At 65.2% G+C, this 22,781-nt stretch carries 16 protein-coding genes, 2 tRNA genes and 1 riboswitch; of the genes, 3 read left to right on the top strand and 15 right to left on the bottom strand.

Features of this window, described 5'->3' with window-relative positions; all coding sequences use genetic code 11:
• Window positions 1-119: 119 nt before the first annotated feature.
• The 4 genes from rpmA to AC5RWA_RS17845 form a co-directional block, all read right to left on the bottom strand.
• Window positions 120-383, bottom strand: a complete 264-nt coding sequence (gene rpmA / locus AC5RWA_RS17860; RefSeq protein ID WP_009372867.1) for a 50S ribosomal protein L27 — start codon at window positions 381-383, stop codon at window positions 120-122.
• A gap of 61 nt (window positions 384-444) precedes the next feature.
• Window positions 445-753, bottom strand: coding sequence for a 50S ribosomal protein L21 (rplU, locus tag AC5RWA_RS17855; protein WP_079596325.1), 309 nt, complete (start codon window positions 751-753; stop codon window positions 445-447).
• 298 nt (window positions 754-1,051) lie between these two features.
• Complete coding sequence (gene thiD / locus AC5RWA_RS17850; RefSeq protein WP_494058526.1) at window positions 1,052-2,572, bottom strand: bifunctional hydroxymethylpyrimidine kinase/phosphomethylpyrimidine kinase; 1,521 nt, start codon at window positions 2,570-2,572, stop codon at window positions 1,052-1,054.
• A 7-nt stretch (window positions 2,573-2,579) separates the two neighbouring features.
• A riboswitch (TPP riboswitch) is annotated at window positions 2,580-2,677 on the bottom strand.
• A 152-nt stretch (window positions 2,678-2,829) separates the two neighbouring features.
• The gene (locus AC5RWA_RS17845) at window positions 2,830-6,246 is read right to left on the bottom strand and encodes an Rne/Rng family ribonuclease (protein WP_494058525.1); all 3,417 of its coding nucleotides are present in this window, start codon (window positions 6,244-6,246) and stop codon (window positions 2,830-2,832) included.
• 444 nt (window positions 6,247-6,690) lie between these two features.
• On the opposite strand from AC5RWA_RS17845, the gene AC5RWA_RS17840 reads away from it, so the two are divergent.
• Window positions 6,691-7,359, top strand: a complete 669-nt coding sequence (locus tag AC5RWA_RS17840; RefSeq protein ID WP_494058524.1) for a vitamin K epoxide reductase family protein — start codon at window positions 6,691-6,693, stop codon at window positions 7,357-7,359.
• Between the two features lie 78 nt (window positions 7,360-7,437).
• On the opposite strand, the gene ndk is transcribed toward AC5RWA_RS17840, so the two are convergent.
• The 5 genes from ndk to AC5RWA_RS17815 all read right to left on the bottom strand — a co-directional run bounded on the left by ndk (window position 7,438) and on the right by AC5RWA_RS17815 (window position 14,160).
• On the bottom strand, window positions 7,438-7,857 hold the full coding sequence (ndk, locus tag AC5RWA_RS17835; protein WP_494058523.1) for a nucleoside-diphosphate kinase: 420 nt from the start codon (window positions 7,855-7,857) through the stop codon (window positions 7,438-7,440).
• A 69-nt stretch (window positions 7,858-7,926) separates the two neighbouring features.
• Window positions 7,927-8,391 (bottom strand): DUF4233 domain-containing protein, encoded by a 465-nt coding sequence (locus AC5RWA_RS17830; RefSeq protein WP_494058522.1) that lies wholly within the window; start codon window positions 8,389-8,391, stop codon window positions 7,927-7,929.
• A gap of 3 nt (window positions 8,392-8,394) precedes the next feature.
• Window positions 8,395-9,753, bottom strand: a complete 1,359-nt coding sequence (locus AC5RWA_RS17825) for a bifunctional folylpolyglutamate synthase/dihydrofolate synthase (protein WP_079596331.1) — start codon at window positions 9,751-9,753, stop codon at window positions 8,395-8,397.
• Between the two features lie 3 nt (window positions 9,754-9,756).
• The gene (gene ileS, locus AC5RWA_RS17820) at window positions 9,757-13,065 is read right to left on the bottom strand and encodes an isoleucine--tRNA ligase (RefSeq protein WP_494058521.1); all 3,309 of its coding nucleotides are present in this window, start codon (window positions 13,063-13,065) and stop codon (window positions 9,757-9,759) included.
• Between the two features lie 336 nt (window positions 13,066-13,401).
• Complete coding sequence (locus tag AC5RWA_RS17815) at window positions 13,402-14,160, bottom strand: SDR family oxidoreductase (protein ID WP_494058520.1); 759 nt, start codon at window positions 14,158-14,160, stop codon at window positions 13,402-13,404.
• A 174-nt stretch (window positions 14,161-14,334) separates the two neighbouring features.
• Here AC5RWA_RS17815 and valS point away from each other — a divergent pair, with 174 nt between their 5' ends.
• Window positions 14,335-16,956: a valine--tRNA ligase gene (valS, locus tag AC5RWA_RS17810; protein ID WP_494058519.1), complete on the top strand. Its 2,622-nt coding sequence runs from the start codon at window positions 14,335-14,337 to the stop codon at window positions 16,954-16,956.
• Window positions 16,957-17,295: 339 nt separating this feature from the next.
• Here valS and AC5RWA_RS17805 read toward each other — a convergent pair whose 3' ends face one another.
• From AC5RWA_RS17805 to AC5RWA_RS17780, 6 genes are all read right to left on the bottom strand, one after another.
• Window positions 17,296-17,910 (bottom strand): mycothiol-dependent nitroreductase Rv2466c family protein, encoded by a 615-nt coding sequence (locus tag AC5RWA_RS17805; RefSeq protein ID WP_494058518.1) that lies wholly within the window; start codon window positions 17,908-17,910, stop codon window positions 17,296-17,298.
• Between the two features lie 71 nt (window positions 17,911-17,981).
• Window positions 17,982-19,262, bottom strand: a complete 1,281-nt coding sequence (gene clpX / locus AC5RWA_RS17800) for an ATP-dependent Clp protease ATP-binding subunit ClpX (RefSeq protein ID WP_079596336.1) — start codon at window positions 19,260-19,262, stop codon at window positions 17,982-17,984.
• Between the two features lie 176 nt (window positions 19,263-19,438).
• Window positions 19,439-20,098: an ATP-dependent Clp protease proteolytic subunit gene (locus AC5RWA_RS17795; protein WP_079596337.1), complete on the bottom strand. Its 660-nt coding sequence runs from the start codon at window positions 20,096-20,098 to the stop codon at window positions 19,439-19,441.
• A gap of 36 nt (window positions 20,099-20,134) precedes the next feature.
• Entirely contained in the window at window positions 20,135-20,758 is a 624-nt protein-coding gene (locus AC5RWA_RS17790; protein ID WP_079596338.1) for an ATP-dependent Clp protease proteolytic subunit, read from the bottom strand.
• Between the two features lie 229 nt (window positions 20,759-20,987).
• Entirely contained in the window at window positions 20,988-22,388 is a 1,401-nt protein-coding gene (gene tig, locus AC5RWA_RS17785; RefSeq protein WP_494058517.1) for a trigger factor, read from the bottom strand.
• Window positions 22,389-22,469: 81 nt separating this feature from the next.
• Window positions 22,470-22,544: transfer RNA gene (locus AC5RWA_RS17780), tRNA-Pro, on the bottom strand.
• 141 nt (window positions 22,545-22,685) lie between these two features.
• Between AC5RWA_RS17780 and AC5RWA_RS17775 the strand changes: the two genes are divergently transcribed.
• A tRNA-Gly gene (locus AC5RWA_RS17775) sits at window positions 22,686-22,756 on the top strand.
• The last annotated feature ends 25 nt before the right edge of the window (window positions 22,757-22,781 follow it).

Here is a 22,781-nt window from a genome sequence, read left to right as displayed (position 1 = left end):
AGGGACCTCTCTCAGTTTTTGTTTTTGAAAACCCCCGAGGGAAAAAAAGGGGGGTGGGTGTGTAGAAAAAAAAGGGGCCTTGCCCCCCCCCCCCCCCTCCACCGCTTGTAAATCTGTTGTTACTCTGCAGCTGCAGCAGCAACGATGTTGACAACGCGACGACCGCGGCGGGTACCGAATTCAACGGCTCCCGGGGTCAGTGCGAACAGGGTGTCGTCGCCGCCACGGCCAACGCCGGCGCCCGGGTGGAAGTGGGTGCCACGCTGGCGGACGATGATCTCGCCTGCGGAAACTACCTGGCCGCCGAAGCGCTTGACGCCGAGGTACTGAGCGTTGGAGTCACGACCGTTGCGAGTGGAGCTCGCGCCCTTTTTATGTGCCATCTGAAATGCCTGCCTCTAAATTCTGGGGAATCTGCTGAAAAACCTGAACAGTAACCGGTGGTTACTGAATGCCAGTGATCTTGACCTTGGTCAGTTCCTGACGGTGACCCTGGCGCTTCTTGTAACCGGTCTTGTTCTTGAACTTCTGGATGACAATCTTAGGACCGCGGAGGTCCTGGAGGATTTCAGCCGTGACGGTCACCTTGGCCAGGTCAGCAGCGGCGGAGGTGACCTTGTCACCGTCTACCAGGAGCAGCGCGGGCAGCTCAATGGTGCTGCCAGCTCCACCGGCGACGCGGTTCAGGGTAACGAAGTCTCCAACGGAAACCTTCTCTTGGCGGCCGCCTGCGCGGACAATCGCGTACACCACTTGGGAACTCACTTCTCTCGACGTTTATTACTAAATTTGCGTGCGGTGCCCGGCTCTGAATTGGCTGGGTTTCCGCTGTGCCTCAACGCCGTGGATTCCCCGGGGGAATCCGTGAGCTATCCCCGAAGGGGTCATAACCCAAGTGTTGGCGTAAGCACCGAAGAACTAGACTACGCTAATTTCGTCTTCGGCCGCAAATGAGGCTGGTTCCGGCGCGTTGGCTGTGATAGGAACCACAGGCCAACCCGGCGGCGGGACCGCGCCCAACCATACTACCGGCAGGGCGCCCGCCCGCCGGTCAGGAGTGGAGGCGCGGCGAGTCGAAGAAGTCCACTTCCAGGCGGCAGGACTGCCGGAAGGCGGTGACCATCGCCGCCCGCTCGGCATCCGAGGCGTTCCGCCCGGCCCCGTCCACGATGGTGATGGCCGTGCGGGTTGCTTCGGCGAACTCATCGTCGGCGTAGGCGCGGAGCCAGTCAGCATAGGGGTGCGCTGCCGGTTCGCCCGCGGCGACAAACCGGGCATGGAGTGTTTTGCCCACCTCGGCGTACAGCCAGAAGCAGGGAAGGACGGCGGCCGCGAGCACTGCATAGCTGCCCGACGCCGATGCAGCCGTCAGGTGGTCCACGTAGGACTTGGTGACCGGACCCAGTTCCGCCTGGACGGGGCGGGTGCTCAGCCAGGACCTGTGCAGTTCCGACTCCACTTCCAGGCACTGCCGCGCGGAGGCAGCCCAGAACACCTGCTCCGTTTCGGTGGGTGCCAGGGCGCTTGCCCGTGCCAGGACCCGGGAGTAGCCGTTGAGGTAGATGGCGTCCTGGGCGAGGTAGTAGGCAAACTCCTTTTCGGGGAGGCTTCCGGAGGCCAGTCCGCGGATGAAATCCAGCCCGTAGATCGCCTTGAGGTCCTCGTCGGCTTCGGCCCGCAGCCGCGCCGCGAATCCTCCGGCGGGCGGGACGGGGCGCAGGTGGTGGAAATGGTGGACCGGCCCGTTCCCTGTTCCCACGTCCAGGCGTCCGGAGGCTTCCAACGCGCCTGCCAGCCATGGCTTCACTTCCCGCAGCGATGCCTCCCAGTCCCCCAGCCGCGCCTGGACAGTAGCCATCGCCGAGGAGAGCGAACAGCCGGTGCCGTGACTGTTGGGCGTGGCCACCCGCTCCCCCGGCACCTGGATGACTTCTGCTCCCAGCAATCCGTTCATGTTGACCAGCGCGTCCGGGCATTCGGCCCCGGCCAGGTGGCCTCCCTTCACCAGCACGGTGGTCCCGGTGGCAGCTGCCAGGCGCTTCCCCTGATCGAGCGCGCCTTCCCAGGAATCCTGCGGGCTTTCGCCCACCAGCATGGCGAGCTCGGCCAGGTTGGGCGTGAGGAGATGGGCGAGCGGCAGCAGGTCGCGGACCGCGGCCTCGGCTGATTCCTGCAGCAGCCGGTCGCCACTGGTGGCGACCATCACCGGGTCGAGGACCACGACGGCGGGCCGCACCTTTTCGAGCCATACCCGGACCGCCCCGATGACGGCGGCGTCCCCCAGCATGCCGATTTTCACGGCGTCGATGGTGATGTCGTCACTGATGGCGTCCAGCTGGCTGGCCAGGAAGGAAGCCGGCGGGACGTGGACAGCTTCCACGCCGCGGGTGTTCTGTGCGGTGAGGGCTGTGATGGCAGCCATGCCGTACCCGCCGTGCGCGGCAATACTTTTGAGGTCCGCCTGGATACCCGCTCCACCGGAGGGGTCCGAACCCGCAATGGACAGGACACGGGGCAGGTCCCGGCCGGAATCCGGCAGCACAGGAGTGGACTGCAGAGCTTCCGCGGGCATTGCAAGAGTCGAAGACAAGAGACATCCCTTCGCCGGTACTAGCCGGACAGGTTCAACGGGTGTGGATCTCAGCCGGCCCTTCGCGCGGCACCCCGTGTCGGTTCCCCAGCCTAGCCGTTTTGCCGCCGCCGCACCGAAGGTGACGTGCCGCTGCTGTCGGAACCTGGTCCGGGCCGAAACACTGTTAACGCCGGATGCCCGGAACCGGCCGTGAGGGCGGTTCCGGGCATCCGGGTTTTTGTTTGTGCTGCCTGCGGTTAGAGCTCGGAAGCAGGAACTCCCACACCGAGGATGATCGGAGCCTCGGCCTGCTTGGCGCCTGCAGTGTCCGCACCGGAGGCCGCAGCCGGTTCCGGCGCTTTCGCGGCGTGCGAGTGGCCTGCACTGGCTGCGGGGACGCTCTCGTGGTGCTGGACGGACGTCTCGTTGGCAGCCCCCTGGGCACGGCTGGCGCTGCGGTTGCGCCGTGGCCTCCGCTGCCGTGACTGCTCCACGGTGTGGTCCGACCAGTCCTTCTCAACGGTTGCGGCGGCGGACGGCTGCCCGGCCTTGGCCGGTTCCGAAACTGCCGGTGCCGAAACTACCGGTGCCGGAGCTGCCGGCGCCGAAACCGCAGCTTCCGGCTGTTCTGACGGAGCCTCGGCAGCCGGAGCGGGCTCACCGAGGTGCGCAAAGGCTTCAGCGAGCCGGTCCAGGGTGAGGGCAGGTTGCGCCTGCTGTTCTTCCGCGTGCTCGACGAACGGCAGGGCGACCTTCTCACCGCCAAACGTCAGGACAGCGGCGGGACGGGAGGAGGCATCGGCGTCGTGCTTGTCCGCCTCGGCCGGCGCTCCCTGCTGGGCCGGCTGTGCCTGGCGGGCAGCCGCAACCTCATCGTCGTGCAGGTGGGCCGCGTGGGCTGCTGCAGCGATGTTGGCGAGGGCCAGCCGGGTTGCTTCCGCCTTGGCATGGCGTTCGGCGTCTGCCGGGTCCGGGTGGACGGTGTGCACGTGTACGGCTGCGGCCGCCGGGGCAACGTCAGGCTGCTGACCGCCGCGTCCACGCCGCCGCTTGCGGTCGGGACGGACACCGGGCTGGGTGCTGTCGGTCCGCTGGCCTTCGTTGCGGTGTCCTTCAGCACGGGCTTCAGGCCGGCTGTCGGCACGCTGCACGTGGTGCTCGGCGGCAACGATGTTGGCGCGGCGGTGCTCCACGGGATCGTCGTGGGTGACCACGCCGCGCCCGGCGCACGCCTCACACTGCTCACCGAAGACCTCCAGGAGCCCGGTGCCCATGCGCTTGCGCGTCATTTGGACAAGGCCCAGCGAGGTGACCTCGGCAACCTGGTGCTTGGTACGGTCGCGGCCCAGGCACTCCACGAGCCGGCGCAGCACCAGGTCCCGGTTGGACTCCAGCACCATGTCGATGAAGTCGATGACGATGATGCCGCCGATGTCGCGCAGCCGGAGCTGCCGTACAACTTCCTCGGCCGCTTCAAGGTTGTTCTTCGTGACGGTTTCTTCGAGGTTGCCGCCGCTGCCGGTGAACTTGCCGGTGTTGACGTCCACCACGGTCATGGCTTCGGTGCGGTCGATGACCAGCGAACCGCCGGAGGGCAGGAACACCTTGCGTTCCAGGGCCTTGTGGATCTGCTCGTCGATCCGCCAGGCAGCAAAAATGTCCTGGTCCTTGGTCCACTTCTCGAGGCGGCCCACCAGGTCCGGGGCCACGTAGGTGACGTAGGCCTCGATGGTGTCCCAGGCTTCCTCGCCGGAAACAATCAGCTTGGAGAAGTCCTCGTTGAAGACGTCGCGGACCACCTTGATGGTGAGGTCCGGTTCGCCATAGAGCAGTTCCGGCGCCAGGACCTTGGTGGAGGTGGACTGGCTTTCGATGCCTTCCCACTGGGCGCGCAGACGGTTGATGTCGTGCGTCAGCTCTTCCTCGGACGCCCCCTCGGCGGCTGTGCGGACAATGACGCCCGCGTGCTCCGGAAGGCGGTCCTTGAGGATGCGCTTGAGGCGGTTGCGTTCGACGTCAGGCAGCTTGCGGGAGATGCCGGTCATGGAGCCGCCGGGCACGTACACGAGGTAGCGGCCGGGCAGCGAGATCTGGCTGGTCAGGCGTGCACCCTTGTGGCCCACCGGGTCCTTGGTGACCTGGACCAGGACGGTGTCGCCGGACTTGAGGGCGTTTTCGATGCGGCGCTGCTTGCCTTCGAGGTTGACGGCCTCCCAGTTCACCTCGCCGGCGTACAGGACGGCGTTGCGGCCGCGTCCGATGTCAACGAAGGCAGCCTCCATCGAGGGCAGGACATTCTGGACCTTGCCGAGGTAGACGTTGCCGATCAGCGAATCCTGCTGCGTCTTGGACACGAAGTGTTCCGCCAGGACGCCGTCCTCAAGGACCGCAATCTGGATTCTGTCGTCGCGCTGCCGCACAATCATTTGCCGGTCAACGGATTCGCGGCGGGCCAGGAACTCGGCCTCGGTGATCACGGTCCGGCGGCGGCCGGTATCGCGGGACTCGCGGCGGCGCTGCTTCTTCGCCTCCAGCCGGGTGGAACCCTTGACGCTGGTGACCCGGTTGCTGACGGCCGGTTCGGTGGCAACGCGGGGCGCGCGGACGCGGGTCACGGTGTTGGGCGGGTCGTCGTCCCCGCCGCCGGTCAGTTCGAGGTCCTGGTCGCCGCGGCGGCGGCGACGGCGGCGGCGCGACGTGACGCCCTCTTCCAGCTGCCCGGCCTGCTCTTCGTCGGCATCCTCGGCCGTTTCGTCGTCGCCCTCGGCGCCTGCCTCTGCATCGCGGTCATCAAGGCGGCCGCGGTTCCGGCGGCCACGGCTGCGGCGCCTACGGCGGCCCGCGGAATCCTCTGCGTCGCCTTCTTCGGCGTCGTCCTCTTCCGGCTCTTCGGTGGCTGCCGCGGCGGGGGCGGCGGGGCGCACCACCGTGCTGAGGTCCGGGGCCTGGAACAGCACGGACGTGGGGGAAGCAGGTTCCAGGAAGAGCGAGCCGAAGGGGCTGGGAGCAGCGCCGGTGGCGGCTGCGTTGCTTTCTTCCTCGGTTTGGGCTTGGGGAGCGGCGGCTTCAGGCGTTGCGGCCGACGGCGTCCCGGCCGCTTCCGGCGTTACGGCTGCTTCCGCCGGGGTCTCCGCTGCCGGGGTTGCCCCGGCAGGCGCGTCCACTGCTGCGGGGGTGTCAGGGGTTTCCGCCACGTCGCCGGCTGCGGCCGGAGCTTCCTGCCCGGCGGAAACCGCTTCGGTGGCTGCCGCTTCAGTTTCCACCGCGGGTGCGGAGGTTTTGCGGGTGGCGACACGGCGGCGGCGGACCGGCTTGGTTTCGGCTTCCGCTTCGGGGGCAGTTGCGGAGGGTGCACCCTCTTCGGCTGAGGCCGTAACTCCGGCGGGAGCCCCGGTGCCCGTTGCTTCGTCGGCGAAGGCGGGAAGCGGTTCGTCAGCTTCCACTTTCTTGCGGGCCCGGGTACGCCGGGCGGGTGCCTTGGTTTCTGCGGCGGCAGCTTCAACGTTCTCCGCCGTGGCGTTTTCTGCGGGGCCGTCGCCCACTGGCCCGTCTACGACGTCCTCGACCTTCGGCGCGGCCTTCCGGCGCGTCCTGACAGCCTTCTTGGGTGCAACAGCGGACTCCTCGGCCGCCGCGGCATCATCGTTAACGGCCAATTCTTGTTCATTTTCCATATGCAGCAGCGCTCCTGCCCCTGACGTACCGCCACATCCGGCACCCATTGGGGCACATATTGTCAAAACCCGCAGGCGTTGACAGAAGTCAAGTGGATACTCCCAGGTTCGCACCGGCGGTGGGGTGCGGCAGCCCGTGGGAGCCGGTGGGATGTCCTGAAACCCGTTGTTCTGCGTTGCTACAACCAGGTGCCGCCCAATGGAGTCGCGGGAGTGTGCATCGGAAGCACTCCGAAGCCTGCCCTGCTCGTCATTGGCGGTCTTGAGAACAAGCCACCGGACCGGAGTCCGAATGTGGATCGGCTTCCAGCCACGTTTATTCTCTCATACCCGGACTAAATCACGGCGGAGGCGGGGCCCGTTCTCCTTTTTGCTTGGGGATGGCTTCCAGCGTCCGGCGTTACAATCGGGCTAGGAGCACCGGACGAAAAGGACGCCACACCAATGCCCAGCATCTCCCCCGCCAGCGACACCCACGCCGCCGACCGGACCCTCGCCACGGACAGCACTCCCGCGTCCGTCCCCACCATGGCCCGCAACCGCCCCTTCGGCTGGCTGCTGGTGATCACCGGCGTAGTCGGCTGGCTCGCCTCCGGGACCCTGGTCCTGGAAAAACTCGCCGTGCTGCAGGACCCCAACCACACCACCGTGTGCGACGTTAATCCCTGGATCTCCTGCGGAGATGTCATGAAAACCTGGCAGAGCTCGCTGTTCGGTTTCCCCAACATGTTCATTGGCATCGTGGCGTTCGCCGTCATTATCACCGTGGGCATGGCCCTGCTGTCCGGAGCCACTTTTGCCCGCTGGTTCTGGGTGGGACTGCAGACAGGCGTCACGCTGGGCTTTGCCTTCGTGGTGTGGCTGTGGTCCCAGGCACTCTACGACATCCACATCCTGTGCCCGTTCTGCATGATCGTCTGGGCCGCCATGATTCCGCTGTTCGTCTGGGTGACCATCCGGAACATCACCGCGGGTATCATTCCCGTCCCGTCCGGTGCTGCCCGCATCCTGGCTGACTCCGGCTGGATCATTACCGCGCTTCTTTACGTGGCCGTCATCGCCACCATCTTCTTCGCGTTCATCCAGGTGTTCGCGGGTACCTCAGGGTTCTAGGTCCGCACCAGCCCGCGAAATGACAGATAAGGCCGATGTTCACGAAGAACATCGGCCTTATCTGTCATCTCGGTGGGGTCAGCCCTGGAACCAGATCTTGATCTCACGCTCAGCGGAATCCGTGGAGTCGGAGCCGTGCACCAGGTTCTGCTGGACCTTCAGGCCCCAGTCGCGGCCAAAGTCGCCCCGGATGGTGCCCGGTGCGGCGGTTGTCGGATCGGTGGTGCCGGCCAGCGAACGGAAGCCTTCGATGACGCGGTGGCCTTCGAAGATGGCTGCAACAACAGGCCCGCTCAGCATGAACTCCACCAGGGGCTCGTAGAAGGGCTTGCCCACGTGCTCCTCGTAGTGCTGTTCGAGCAGGTCGCGGGTGGCGTCCACCTTCTTCAGCTCAGCAAGGGTGTAACCCTTGGCTTCGACCCGGGCCAGGATGGATCCGGTGAGGTTACGGGCGACGCCGTCGGGCTTGATCAGGACGAGGGTGCGCTCAGTGGTCACAACTGCTCCAATGCGTTGGTGGGGTTTCGGGATAAGTCTACGGGGACTGCGCTGCGCGGAGTCCCCGCGTCAGGGCGTCTGCGGTTGTCCGGGCCCGGCAGCCTGGTCCGGGTGGGCGGCTTCCCATTCGGCCTGCTCACGGGCGCGCTGGGCCGCTTCACGGTCCAGCCTGATGCCGGTCCGGATCCCATACCACCAGGCAAGGGCGAACAGGCCCCCCACCAGGAACATGGCGGGCTCGAAAATACCCGTCAGGATCAGGACGATCTGCAGGATCCATCCCAGTCCCACGCCCCAGGCTTTGGTGAGGAACGCGCAGGCCACGATCATCAGCACGCTCAGGGCGATGCCCACGCCCAGGATGAGCGCCGGCGGAAACTCGCCGCGGCGCAGCCCAAACACCGCCAGGGTGGCGAAGAACATCACGAACGCTTCCAGCAGCAGGACCGTGGAGGCGAACATCACCTTGGTGGAGCGGCGCTTCCTGGGCATGCCCGGCCGCCATTCGCGCTGGGCTTTGGTCAGTTTGGCCATCCCCTACGCCTCCGTCTTTCCGAGCAGGATGCGGGCTTCGGCCACAAGGGTGATGGAGCCGGTCACCAACACGCCGCCGGAAAGGTCGTCGTTGGCTTCGGCCCGTTCCACGGCCCACTCCAGGGCGTCGTCGAGCTTTTCGGCGATGTGGACGTTGTCCTCGCCGAATCCCAGGTCCACCGCAAGCTCGGCCAGTTCCGCGGCGGGGACAGCCCGCGGGGAGTTCGACTGCGTGAAGCAGTACTCCTCGGCCATGCCGCCCAGCGATTCCTTGAGCTGGCGAAGGATTTCCTCGGCGTCTTTTTCCTTCAGCACACCCACCACCGGGACGAGCCGCGTGAACGTAAACGCCTCCTGCAGCGCGGCGGCTGAGGCTTTGATCCCGTCCGGGTTATGGGCGGCATCAACGATGATGGTGGGCGCGGTCCGTACCACCTCAAGCCTGCCGGGCGAGGTGACGGCGGCGAAGCCTTCCTGCAGCACCTCGAAGTCCAGTTCCTTTTCGCCGCCGAAGAAGGCTTCCAGGGCGGCCACCGCAACGGCGGCGTTCTGCGCCTGGTGCTCGCCGTGCAGCGGCACCAGCAGTTCCGGATAGCGCCCGGCGATGCCCTGGATGGTGACCACCTGGCCCCCGACCGCCACGGTGCGGGACTCCACGCCAAACTCCACGCCCTCGAAGCGGAACGGCACCCCCACGTCCTTTGCCTTCTCCAGGAGGACCTGGGCGGCGTCCAGGGGCTGGGCCGCGCTGATGAGGTACCCGCCGGGCTTGATGATGCCGGCCTTTTCCAGGGCAATGTCCCCGGTGGTGTCGCCCAGCAGGTCGGTGTGATCCAGCGAGATCGGCGTGATGACGGAAACCTGGCCGTCACCTACGTTGGTGGCATCCGTGATACCGCCCAGCCCCACCTCGATAATGGCCACGTTGACGGGCTGGTCCGCGAAGATGGCGAAGCCCAGGATGGTGAGGCACTCGAAGTAGGTCAGCCGGGGCTGCCCGTCCGCTTCCAGCTCGGAATCGACAATCTGCAGGTAGGGGCGGATCTCGTCCCAGATCCGGACAAACGTTTCATCCGAGACGGGATGCCCGTCGATGCTGATCCGTTCCGTGACCTTGGACAGGTGCGGGCTGGTGTAGCGGCCCGTGCTGAGCCCGTGGGCCCGCAGGACGGACTCGATCATGCGGGAGGTGGAGGTCTTGCCGTTCGTGCCGGTCACGTGGATGATCGGGAACGCCTTGTTGGGTTCGCCGAGCACATCCATGGCCCGGAACAGCGGCGCGAGCCGCGGCTCCATCTTGTTTTCGGGCGCCCGCCCCAGAAGCTCCGCATAGACGCTTTCCACGGAAAATTCGTCGGTCATGTCCTAGGCCTCCACTTTTTCGACCGCGACGGCCGGTTCTTCGACGTCTGCCGGTTCGGCTGCCAGGTCCACGGTCAGGGTCTCGCCCTTGACCAGTTCGGCGTTCGCCAGCAGTGCGTCCACAACATTTTGCCGGGCGGTGACGGACGTCCTGATCCGGTCGCTGACGTTAAGCCCGGCATCCTTGCGTGCCTGCTGGATGGCGCGGACCATGTCGCGTGCCAGTCCTTCGGCCTCAAGCTCCGGGGTCACCTCCGTGTTGAGGACCACGAAGCCGCCGCCGGGGAGCACGGCGACAGACGCTGACCCGCCCTCGGATTCGGCCACAACGGTTTCCAGCGTGTACTCCTGCGGTTCCAGCTGGAGCCCTCCCGCGGTGACCACACCGTCGTCGTCCACTGACCAGTCGCCGGACTTGGAGCCCTTGATGGCGGCCTGGACGTTCTTGCCCAGGCGCGGGCCCGCTGCCCGGGCGTTGACCACCAGCTTCTGCTGGATGCCGAACTCCTCCGGAGCGGCGGTGGCTGCGTCAAGCAGCCGCACGGAACGGAGGTTGAGCTCGTCCGCGACGACGGCGGCGAAGCCTTCCAGCGCGTCGGCACCGGGTGCCACCACCGTGAGTTCCTGCAGCGGCAGGCGGACACGCAGGTTGGCAGCCTTGCGGAGTGACGAACCGGTGGAGCAGATCTGCTGGACCCGGTCCATGGCCTGGACCAGGTCCGGGTTCGCAGGGAACAACCCGGTGTCGGGCCAGTCGGCCAGGTGTACGGACCGGCCGCCGGTGAGCCCGCGCCAGATTTCCTCGGACACCAGGGGCAGCAGCGAAGCCGCAGCCCGGGAGACCGTCTCGAGGGCCGTGTACAGCGCGTCGAAGGCATCCCGGTCTTCGTCGAAGAAGCGCTGGCGGCTGCGGCGGACGTACCAGTTGGTGAGCATGTCCAGGTAGCTGCGCAGTTCATCGCAGGCCCCGGAGATGTCATAGGTGTCCAGTTGCGCGGTCATGTTCCGGACCAGGTCGCCCGTGTTGGCCAGCAGGTACTGGTCCAGGGTGTCGCTGTACCCGTCGTAGCGCAGGGTGGCGTCGTAGCCGGCGCCGCCGTTGGCCGCGTTCGTGTACAGCGTGAAGAAGCTGTACACGTTCCACAGCGGCAGGATGACCTGGCGGACGCCGTCGCGGATCCCCTGCTCGGTGACCACCAGGTTGCCGCCGCGCAGGATGGGGCTGGACATCAGGAACCAGCGCATGGCGTCGGAACCGTCGCGGTCCAGCACCTCGGACACGTCGGGGTAGTTGCGCAGGCTCTTGGACATTTTCTGCCCGTCGGAGCCCAGCACGATGCCGTGGCTGATGACGTTGCGGAACGCCGGCCGGTCGAACAGTGCCGTCGACAGGATGTGCAGCATGTAGAACCAGCCGCGGGTCTGGCCGATGTATTCGACAATGAAGTCGGCCGGATTGTGGGTGTCGAACCAGGCCTCGTTTTGGAACGGGTAGTGAACCTGGCCGTACGGCATGGAGCCGGAGTCGAACCAGACGTCCAGCACGTCCTCCACGCGGCGCATCACGGACTGGCCCTCTTCGGGCGTCCGCGGGTCGTCCGGGTTGGGTCGGGTGAGTTCGTCGATGAACGGGCGGTGCAGGTCCACCTGGCCGTCGTTGTTCAGGGGCAGCCGGCCAAAGTCCGCCTCGATCTCGGCGAGGGAGCCGTAGACGTCCGTGCGGGGGTATTCGGGGTCGCTGGACTGCCACACCGGGATGGGGCTGCCCCAGTAGCGGTTGCGGCTGATGGACCAGTCGCGGGCGTTTTCCAGCCATTTGCCGAACTGGCCGTCCTTGACGTTGCCGGGGATCCAGTTGATCTCCTGGTTCAGTTCGGACATCCGGTCCTTGAACTTGGTGACTTCCACGTACCAGGAGGACACCGCGCGGTAGATCAGGGGGTTGCGGCAGCGCCAGCAGTGCGGGTAGCTGTGCTCGTAGCTTGCCTGCCGGACCAGGCGGCCCTGGGCGCGGAGCACCTGGGTGATGGGCTTGTTGGCTTCAAAAACCTGCAGCCCCACGATGTCGTGCAGGTCGCCGTGCTTGAACAGCGGCAGGAACTTGGCGCCCTCGTCGACGGACAGGATCACCGGGATGCCGGCCTCTTCGCAGACCTTCTGGTCATCCTCACCGTAGGCGGGAGCCTGGTGGACGATGCCGGTGCCGTCCGTGGTGGTGACGTAGTCGGCCGCCAGGATCCGCCAGGCGTTCTCCATGCCGTACTTTTCGTTGTCGGCGAAGTCCTGCCACAGCGGCTGGTAAGCCAGGCCCTCCAGTTCCGCGCCGGTGTGGGTGGAGACCACGGCGGCCTGGGCATCCTCGAAATTGTCGTAGCCCAGGTCCTTGGCATAGGCGCCCACCAGGTCAGCCGCCAGCAGGAAGCTGCCGGTGATGGGGGCATCGGCCGAGGCCGCCTTGATGCCGTTGGGGCCTGCCGGGAGGACGGCATAGGTGATGGAGGGCCCGACGGCGAGCGCGGCGTTGGTGGGCAGCGTCCAGGGGGTGGTGGTCCACGCGAGGGCCTGGACGCCGGCCAGCTGCCGCGAGAGCTCGGACTCCCCCGCCGTGATGGGGAACGTCACGGTCACGGTCTGGTCCTGGCGGTTCTTGTAGACGTCGTCGTCCATGCGCAGTTCGTGGTTGGACAGCGGCGTCTCGTCCTTCCAGCAGTAGGGCAGCACGCGGTAGCCGTTGTAGGTCAGGCCTTTTTCGTGCAGCTGCTTGAAGGCCCAGAGGACCGACTCCATGTACTCCACGTTGAGGGTTTTGTAGTCGTTGTCGAAGTCCACCCAGCGGGCCTGGCGGGTGACGTAGTTGCGCCATTCGTCGGCGTACTTCATCACCGACGCACGGCAGGCGTCGTTGAACTTGTCGATGCCCATGGCTTCGATCTGGGTTTTGTCCGTCATGCCCAGCTGCTTCATCGCTTCCAGCTCGGCGGGAAGCCCATGGGTGTCCCAGCCAAAGCGGCGCTCTACACGCTTGCCGCGCTGGGTCTGGTAGCGGCCCACCAGGTCCTTGGCATATCCGGTGAGCAGGTGGCCGTAGTGGGGCAGGCCGTTGGCGAACGGGGGGCCGTCGTAGAACACGAACTCGTTGCTGCCGGGTTCACCGCCGGGGGCGTCGGCGCTGCGCTGGTCGATGCTGGCCTGGAATGTGCCGTCCTGGTCCCAGTACTTCAGGATGCGCTCTTCGATCTCCGGGAACTTCACGGAGGCGGAAACGCCTGCACTGCCGCTGGTGGAGGCTGAGGCCTTGGGGTAATACGTCATTCTCGACATCCTGGGTTGAGCGTGGCGAACTGCCGGCAGGTGCCGGGCAGTTCCGTTCAGGATGCGAGGACGGCTGCCGTGCTGTCCGGGGACTGCACGCTCACCGCGGTACCACCTCACTTACCGGCGCTGCACGCCCCCTGGGGAACGGGCTCTGCTCCGGCCTCTCATTGACTGCTGTGACGGGCTTACCCGTCCGGTTCTACTGGCGCTGGCCGCCGTGCTGGCAGTTTCGCGTGTTCTTCCGGAAGCTCACCGGTGATTGCCGGGTCGTAGCTGTCTTTCGAGTCTACTATTGCCGCGGCCTCCAGTGCCATTCCCCGTATCTCCAGGGCGTCAGCTTTTCCTGATCAGCTTGTGGTTGGCTGCCTGCGCCACAGGCCGGATGACAATCTGGTCCAGGTTGACGTGGTGCGGGGCGGTGACGGCGTAGCGCACCACGTCGGCGATGTCTTCGGCCGTGAGCGGCTTCTCCACTCCCTGGTAGACCTTGTCCGCGGCCTGCCGGTCTCCGAGCCGGTTGAGAGCGAATTCCTCCGTGTAGACGAGGCCGGGGGCAACCTCGATCACGCGGACGTTGTGTTCGGCTTCCTCCAGCCGCAGCGCTCCCGTCATGGCGTGCTGGGCGAACTTCGCCGCGTTGTAGCCGCCGCCGCCTTCGTAGGCCGCCAGCGCCGCCGTCGACGTCAGATTGAGCACCGTGCCTTCACCGGTGGCCCGCAGCATGGGAAGGAAAGCCCGGGTCAGTTTCATGGTCCCCAGGACGTTGACGCGGTACATCCATTCCCAGTCCTCGGTGCTGGCCCCGCCGATGGTGTCGGCGCCCCTGGCGCCGCCTGCGATATTGATCAGGGTGTCGACGCCGCCGGCTTCGGTGACCTGGGAGAGGAGCCGGGACACGTCGTCGTCCTCGGAAATATCGGCAGGGATCGCCACCGCGCCCGTCTCAGCCGCCAGTGCCGCCAGGCGGTCCTCCCGGCGGGCAACGGCAAACACGGTCCATCCGGCGGCCCGCAGGGCGCGGACGGTGGCTTCCCCAATGCCACTGCTTGCACCCGTCACCAAAGCTGCCTTGTTCTGCACGTCATCAGTCATGGCACCACCCTAACCGCGCCTGCCCGGACAGGCCGCGACGGTTGTTAAACAGCGTTATCTGGAGGGATGGGCTGGAAGGCAGTCCAGCAGGACCTGCGCATGGTCGGCCCCGCTATGGCTCGCTACTCCCTGCTGCGTTCTGTGGGATTGAACAGAACATGAAAGAATTGCCGAATGGCTGAAGACAAACAGGGTACAGACACGCCCACCACCGCCCCCATCAACGTTCCGGACAAGCCGGCCCTCGAAGGCCTTGAGGCTGCCCTGACGCAGCGCTGGCTGACCGAAGGGACCTACAAGTTCAACCCGGACACCACCCGGGAGCAGGTCTATTCGATCGACACTCCCCCGCCCACCGCCTCGGGCTCCCTGCACGTGGGGCACATGTTTTCCTTCACCCAGACGGACGTCCTGGCGCGCTACCAGCGCATGACGGGCAAGAACGTCTTCTACCCCATGGGCTGGGACGACAACGGCCTGCCCACCGAACGCCGGGTGCAGAACTACTACGGCGTGCGCTGCGACCCCGCCATTCCATACAACGCCGACTACCGGCCGCCGGCGCAGCCCGCCAAGAACCAGCGCGACTTCGACGTCGTCTCGCGCCGGAACTTCATTGAACTCTGCGAGGAACTCGCCGTTGAGGACGAGAAGGTCTTCGAGAGCCTCTTCCAGCAGCTGGGCCTCTCGGTTGACTGGGAACTGACCTACCGCACCATCGACGATGCCTCCCGCGAAGTCTCCCAGCGCGCCTTCCTGGCCAACCTGGCCAGCGGTGACGCCTACATGGCCGAAGCACCCACGCTGTGGGATGTAACATTCCGTACCGCGGTTGCGCAGGCCGAGCTTGAGGACCGCGAGGTTGCCGGAGCGTACTACCGCTACCCGTTCTTTACCGAAGACGGCGAAAAGATCTTTATCGAAACCACCCGGCCCGAGCTCCTGGCGGCGTGCGCCGCCCTGGTGGCAAACCCCGACGACGAGCGGTACCAGCCGCTGTTCGGCAAAAAAGTCACCTCCCCGGTCTTCGGCGTCGAGGTGGAGGTTAAGGCCCACCCTCTGGCGAAGGCGGACAAGGGCTCCGGCATCGCCATGGTGTGTACCTTCGGTGACCTCACGGACGTTACCTGGTGGCGCGAACTTCAGCTGCCCACCCGGGCGATCGTGGGCCGTGACGGCCGCATCGTCACCGAGACCCCGGACTGGATCACCACTGACATCGGCCGCGAGGGCTTCGCCGCGATTGCGGGCAAGACCGTCTTCAGCGCCAAGGAAGCCGTGGTGAAGCTCCTGGAAGCTGCCGACCTGCTCGACGGCGAACCCAAAAAGATCATGCACCCGGTGAACTTCTACGAAAAGGGTGACAAGCCCCTGGAAGTTGTGACCTCACGCCAGTGGTACATCCGCAACGGGGGCCGGGACGAGGACCGCCGGGAACGCCTGATTTCCCGCGGCCATGACATCAATTTCCACCCCGCCTTCATGCGCTCACGGTACGAGAACTGGATTGCCGGCCTTAACGGCGACTGGCTGGTCTCGCGCCAGCGCTTCTTCGGCGTGCCCATCCCCGTCTGGTATCCGCTCGACGCCGATGGCAACCCGGACTACGACGCACCCATCGTGCCCTCCGACGAGCAGCTGCCGGTGGACCCGCTGGCCGAGGCAGCGCCGGGATACGACGAGTCCCAGCGCGACGTTCCCGGCGGCTTCACCGGCGACGCGGACATTTTCGACACCTGGGCAACTTCTTCCCTGACTCCGCAGATTGTGGGCGGCTGGAGCCGGGACGAGGACCTGTTCGCCAAGGTGTTCCCGTTCGACCTGCGCCCCCAGGGCCACGACATCATCCGTACCTGGCTGTTCTCTTCCGTGGTCCGGGCCGATGCGCTGCAGAACACCGCCCCGTGGAAGCATGCGGCCATCTCCGGATGGATCCTGGACCCGGACCGCAAAAAGATGTCCAAGTCCAAGGGCAATGTGGTGGTCCCCACCGACGTGCTGGACGAGTTCGGTTCCGACGCCGTCCGGTACTGGGCCACATCAGCGAAGCTCGGTGCTGACACGGCCTACGAAATTGCCCAGATGAAGATCGGCCGGCGCCTGGCCATCAAGCTCCTGAACGCGTCCAAGTTCGTGCTGAACCTGGGTGCCACGGAGGCATCGGTGCTGTCCGGTGACCTGTCGGTCCTTAGCAACCCGCTGGACCGGGCGGTCCTGGCCCAGTTGGCCGAGGTTGTGGCGCAGTCCACCAAGGCGTTCGAGAACTACGATTACGCGCGTGCACTGCAGATCACCGAGACCTTCTTCTGGCAGTTCACCGACGACTATGTGGAGCTCATCAAGGACCGCGCTTACGGTGCCGCCGGCGAAGCCGAGCAGGCCTCTGTGCTGGCAGCACTGGCCACCACCCTTGACACGCTGCTGCGGCTGTTCGCGCCGTTCCTGCCCTTCGCCACCGAAGAGGTCTGGAGCTGGTGGCGGAACGGCTCTGTCCACCGTGCCGAATGGCCTGCAGCGCTGGAGATTCCGGGCGGCGACACCACCATGCTGGCCACGGTGGGCGTTGCACTGAGCGGTGTCCGGAAGGCGAAGTCCGAGGCAAAGGTCAAGCAGCGCACGGAGGTGCTGTCGGCCACCATCACGGCTCCGGAGGCGCTGACCGCGCAGCTCCGGGCCGGCCTTTCAGACCTTAAGGCTGCCTCCAACGCCCGAGAGATCACCCTGGTGGCGGCCGAGGGCGAACTGTCCGTCAGCGACGTGGCCCTCGCGGCTTCGGATGAGCCTGCCAAGGCATAACTTCCGGCCGAGCCCGTCCGTTTGAGGGCAAAGGGGAAGCCCCATCAGCGTTTTGCCGTTGGTGGGGCTTCGACTTTTCGGCCATTTGGTGACGTCTTTAATGGTCTGGCAGGATCCTCGGATCTTCAGGTCTTCCTACCTCGTCACTGGTAGCTTATATCCGGCTTTGCCGATGGCTGCGTCAAATATATATCACTGAATCTTTGGTTCCTGCGTCCCGCTTCTTTCGAAGTGGGTAAGAACCATTGTTGTCCCGGGCAGGGCCAAGCGCAAGGGCCCCGGGAGAACTACAAGCAGGTAGTTCTCCCGGGGCCCTTAGATGTTCACAGAGGGGCCGGTTCAGCTGAACTCCGGACGCTCCGTGCGGCTGCGCTTCAGCTCGAAGAAGTGCGGGTACGCAGCAAGGGCGGTGGTGGCGTCCCACAGCTTGCCGGCCTCTTCGCCCCGGGGGATCCGGGTGAGGACGGGGCCGAAGAATGCCGTTCCGTTGAAGGCCACCACCGGTGTGCCGACGTCCTGGCCCACCAGGGAAATGCCTTCCTCGTGGCTTGCCCGGAGCTGCACATCATAGGCGTCGCTGGTTGCAGCTTCGGCCAGGGAGGACGGAAGGCCGCATTCCGCAAGGGCCTTGGTGATCACGAGGCCCCGGTCCTTCTCGCCGGCGTCGTGGATCAGCGTTCCCATGGCGTCGTACAGGGCTTTGACCGCCTCCTGGCCGTGCTCCTGCTGGGCGGCGATGATCACGCGGACCATGCCCCAGGCGTTATCCATGGATTCCCGGTAGGAAGGCTCCAAGTCGCGTCCTTCATTGAGGACCGCGAGGCTCATGACGTGCCATTGCGTTTCGATGTCGCGGACGCCTTCAACCTCGCCAATCCAGCGCGAAGTGATCCAGGCGAAGGGGCACAGCGGATCAAACCAGAAGTCGGCCTTGTTCTTTACGGATTCAGGCATAGCGGATCCTTCAGGGGCGGGCGGCTGCGCAGGTGGCAGCCACGGCTGGCAGGGGGTAATTCGTGCAGTGGCTAGGCGGACTTCCGCCGCTTGGCGGCGTGCGGGATCATGGTGGGCTCGGCACCCTTCAGGACAACGTCCTCGGTGATGACCACACTCGCCACGTCCTCGCGGCTGGGGAGATCGAACATCACGGGAAGGAGCACTTCCTCCATGATGGCCCGCAGCCCGCGAGCACCGGTGCCCCGCTCCAGGGCCTGCTCGGCGATGGCATCGAGTGCCGTGTCATCGAAGACCAGTTCCACACCGTCGATCTGGAACATCTTCTGGTACTGCTTGACCAAGGCATTCTTGGGTGTGGACAGGATCTGGATCAGGGCATCCCGGTCCAGGTTGGAGACCGTGGTAATGACGGGGAGCCGGCCGATGAATTCGGGGATCAGGCCAAACTTGAGCAGGTCCTCCGGCATCACTTCGCCATAGGAATCGACCTTTTTGCTGGCCTCGTTGAGCGGTGCACCAAAACCGATTCCCTTGCGGCCGGAACGCGATCCGATGATCTCCTCCAGGCCGGCGAAGGCGCCTGCGACGATGAACAGGACGTTGGTGGTGTCGATCTGGATGAATTCCTGGTGCGGGTGCTTCCGGCCGCCCTGCGGCGGTACCGAAGCAACGGTGCCCTCCAGTATTTTCAGCAGCGCCTGCTGGACACCCTCGCCGGAGACGTCACGGGTGATGGAGGGGTTTTCGCTCTTGCGGGAGATCTTGTCGATCTCGTCGATGTAGATGATGCCCTGTTCGGCCTTTTTGACGTCGTAGTCGGCCGCCTGGATGAGCTTGAGGAGGATATTCTCCACGTCCTCGCCGACGTAGCCCGCCTCGGTGAGTGCCGTTGCATCCGCGACGGCGAAGGGTACATTCAGGCGGCGGGCGAGGGTTTGGGCCAGGTAGGTCTTGCCGCAACCGGTGGGACCGATCAGCAGGATGTTCGACTTGGCGATTTCGACGTCGTCATGGTGCCCGCCGTCGGCGAGGCTGCCGGACTTGGGGGCGTGGCCGGCCTGGATGCGCTTGTAGTGGTTGTAGACGGCGACGGCGAGGGAACGCTTGGCAGGTTCCTGGCCGATGACGTATTCCTGCAGGAAATCGAAAATCTCGCGGGGCTTGGGCAGTTCAAAGCTCCCCAGGTCAGCGACTTCCGCGAGCTCCTCTTCGATGATTTCGTTGCAGAGCTCAATGCACTCATCGCAGATATAGACCCCGGGCCCGGCAATGAGCTTGCGCACCTGCTTCTGGCTCTTTCCACAGAAAGAGCACTTCAGCAGATCCGTGCTCTCGCCAATCCGAGCCATATGTGAACCCCTTAGTATCCTGCTGCCTGGCAGCCTTGCACCGTTGCTGGAATCTATCCCGGACCCCGAGGGCCGGTTGTGACAACATCCACTCTAGGTCACATTGGCTCCCAAGGGTGGAAGGAAAAGGCCGGTGGGGCCAAATGAACTGGCCCGCACCGGCGCTTTACGTACTGCTACCTCGTAATTGCCTGAGGTTTGATCTTGCGTGAATCGAGGACCTGGTCGATCAGCCCGTATGCCTGGGCTTCATCGGCGGTGAGGATCTTGTCACGCTCGATATCGTTGTTGACCTGCTCCGACGTCCGGCCCGAGTGGTGGGCCAGGGTGTCCTCAAGCCAGGACCGCATGCGCATGACCTCTGCCGCCTGGATCTCCAGGTCGGAGGCCTGTCCGCCCTGGCCGCCGGAGAGGGCCGGCTGGTGGATCAGGACACGGGCGTTGGGCAGGGCCAGGCGCTTGCCGGGGGTTCCGGCGGCGAGGAGGACGGCTGCGGCGCTTGCGGCCTGTCCCAGGCAGACGGTCTGGATTTCCGGCCGGATGTACTGCATGGTGTCGTAGATGGCCGTCATGGCGGTGAAGGACCCGCCCGGGGAGTTGATGTAGAGGGTGATGTCGCGGTCCGGGTCGGTGGACTCGAGGACCAGCAGCTGGGCCATGATGTCGTCAGCGGAAGCATCATCCACCTGCACACCGAGGAAGATGATGCGGTCCTCGAAGAGCTTGGTGTAGGGGTCCTGGCGCTTGAAGCCGTACGGGGTGCGCTCCTCGAACTGCGGCAGGACGTAGCGGCTGGACGGAAGATTACCGGCGGACCACCCGAAGTTGTAGTTCATTTCATTGCTCCTGATCTGAGTGTTCTTGATGCCGGGTTAGTTCTGTGAGGCAGTCTCGCCGGAGGTGCCGTTGGCGGTGCCGCCGCCGCCGGACACGGAACCTGCGTGCGCGGCAATCTTGTCAAAGAAGCCGTACTCCAGGGCCTCGGTGGCCGTGAACCACTTGTCGCGGTCGTTGTCCTTGAGGATGGTATCGACGGTCTGGCCGGTCTGCTCGGCGGTCAGCTCCGCCATGACCTTCTTCATGTGCAGGATGAGCTCTGCCTGGATCTTGATGTCCGAGGCGGTGCCGCCGATGCCGCCGGAAGGCTGGTGCATCAGGACGCGGGCGTTGGGGGTGGCGTACCGCTTGCCCTTGGTGCCGGAGGACAGCAGGAACTGCCCCATGGACGCGGCCAGGCCGGTTGCCACGGTGACGACGTCGTTGGGGATGAACTGCATGGTGTCGTAGATGGCCATGCCGGCCGTGACAGAGCCGCCCGGAGAGTTGATGTAGAGGTAGATGTCCTTGTCCGGGTTCTCGGCGGACAGGAGGAGCAGCTGCGAGCAGATGGCGTTCGCGTTGTCGTCCCGCACCTCCGAACCCAGCCAGATGATCCGCTCCTTCAGCAGGCGGTTGTAAATGTAGTTGTCCTGGGCTGCAGGATCGACGGTCGCCATCCGGGGGGCCTCTGGGTGCTGTGACATGTTTACTTACCTCTCGCTGGTGACGGTGACATCACTGAAAATCACTACTTGGACACTAACCGGTTTCACCGACATTTTGTTCGTGCCCCGAGGGCTGTTCGCTGACGGCGCACGATCGGCGGACCAGACGCGCCGGAGCCCTGCCGGAACGCGAACGGCCCCCGGATCTCGCGATCCGGGGGCCGTTCCATTCGTCGTGGGACTAGGCCTTTGCCTCGGCCTTGTCGTCCTCGGCAGCGGCGCCGGTGGCTTCGGCGTCGACAGCTTCGGTGTCGGCTGCCTCGGCTTCTGCAGCCGGAGCTTCTTCTTCGCCGCCGGGGCGCACGAAGTCGCTCAGGTCAACAGCGTTGCCCTCGGTGTCGGTCACGGTGGCCCGGCCCAGGACGACGGCCAGCGCCTTGCGGCGGCGGACCTCGGAAACCATCATGGGGACCTGGCCGCTCTGATCGATGATCTGGGCGAACTGGTTCGGGTCCATGCCGTACTGGCTGGCGGTGGTGACGATGTAGTCGATCAGCTCGTTCTGGCTGACGTTGACTTCTTCCTTCTCAGCGATGGCGTCGAGGATGATCTCGTTCTGGAAGGCGCGGGCGGTGTTGGCGCGGACCTCTTCACGGTGCTCCTCGGTGTCGTGCTCGCCCTCACCGTGGCCGTTGCCCTCCTTGAAGTGGGCTTCGAGCTGCTCTTCGACCACCGAGTCCGGAACAGGAACCTCGACGAGCTCAACGAGCTTGTCCAGGACCTTGTCGCGGGCCTCGACGCCCTGCTCGACAACCTTTGAATCGGCAGCCTGCTTGGCAAGGTCTTCGCGGAGTTCGGCGAGGGTGTCGAACTCGGAAGCCAGCTGGGCGAAGTCGTCGTTCGCTTCGGGCAGCTCGCGCTCCTTGACGGCCTTGACAACGACCTTGACCTGGGCCTCTTCGCCGGCGTGGTCGCCGCCCACCAGGGTGGTGTTGAAGATGGCGTCCTCGTCGGTGCTGAGGCCGGTCACGGCTTCGTCGAGGCCTTCGAGCATGGTTCCGGAGCCAACCTGGTAGGACAGGCCGGCTGCGGAGTCCACGTCCTCGCCGTCGATGGTGGCGGTGATGTCGATGGTGAGGAAGTCACCGTCGGCTGCGGGACGGTCGACGGACTTCAGCGTGCCGAAGCGGCCCCGCAGTTCGTCCAGGGCCTTGTCCACGTCTTCGTCGGACGACTGGGCGGCTGCAACCTCAACCTTGATGCCGGCGTAGTCCGGCAGTTCGATTTCGGGACGGACGTCAACCTCGGCGGCGAACTTCAGGCCGCCGTCGGTGGCGGAGGGGTCCGGAACCTCGGTGATTTCAACCTCGGGACGGCTCAGGGGGCGGATGCCGGATTCCTGCACGGCAGCCTGGTACCAGCCGTTGAGGCCGTCGTTGATGGCCGTCTCCAGGACGTAGCCGCGGCCGACGCGCTGGTCGATGAGCTTTGCGGGCACCTTGCCCTTACGGAACCCAGGAACCTGGATCTGCGAAGCAACAGTCTTGTAAGCCGAGTCGATGCTGGGCTTCAGTTCCTCAAAGGGAACCTCAACGTTGAGCTTGACCCGCGTGGGGGTGAGGTTCTCGACAGCGCTCTTCACGGTCTAAGTACTCCTGGGTTTGTGGGATGGGTTTCTGCAAACGCAATGTATTGTCCAGGCCGAGTGGTCCGGGCCGCAGAGTCGGGGTGACAGGATTTGAACCTGCGACTTCCTGCTCCCAAAGCAGGCGCTCTAGCCAAGCTGAGCTACACCCCGTTAGTGCACAGGCAAGTCTACGGTGATACGCGCCGTCTTTGCACATTTGACACGTAGCCCCTGGATTAGGTTTAGTTATATCCGGCTTGAACAGCCAGCCCGAAGTTTCCAGCTGCTAATGTTGCAGATGGATCTTCCTTCGGGGACGTAGCTTAATGGTAAAGCCTCAGTCTTCCAAACTGATTACGCGGGTTCGATTCCCGTCGTCCCCTCTGCGGAACACATGAAAAAGGCCCC

This window comes from Arthrobacter sp. 210 2 (assembly GCF_059093025.1).
This window is presented reverse-complemented; position numbering and strand designations above follow the sequence as displayed.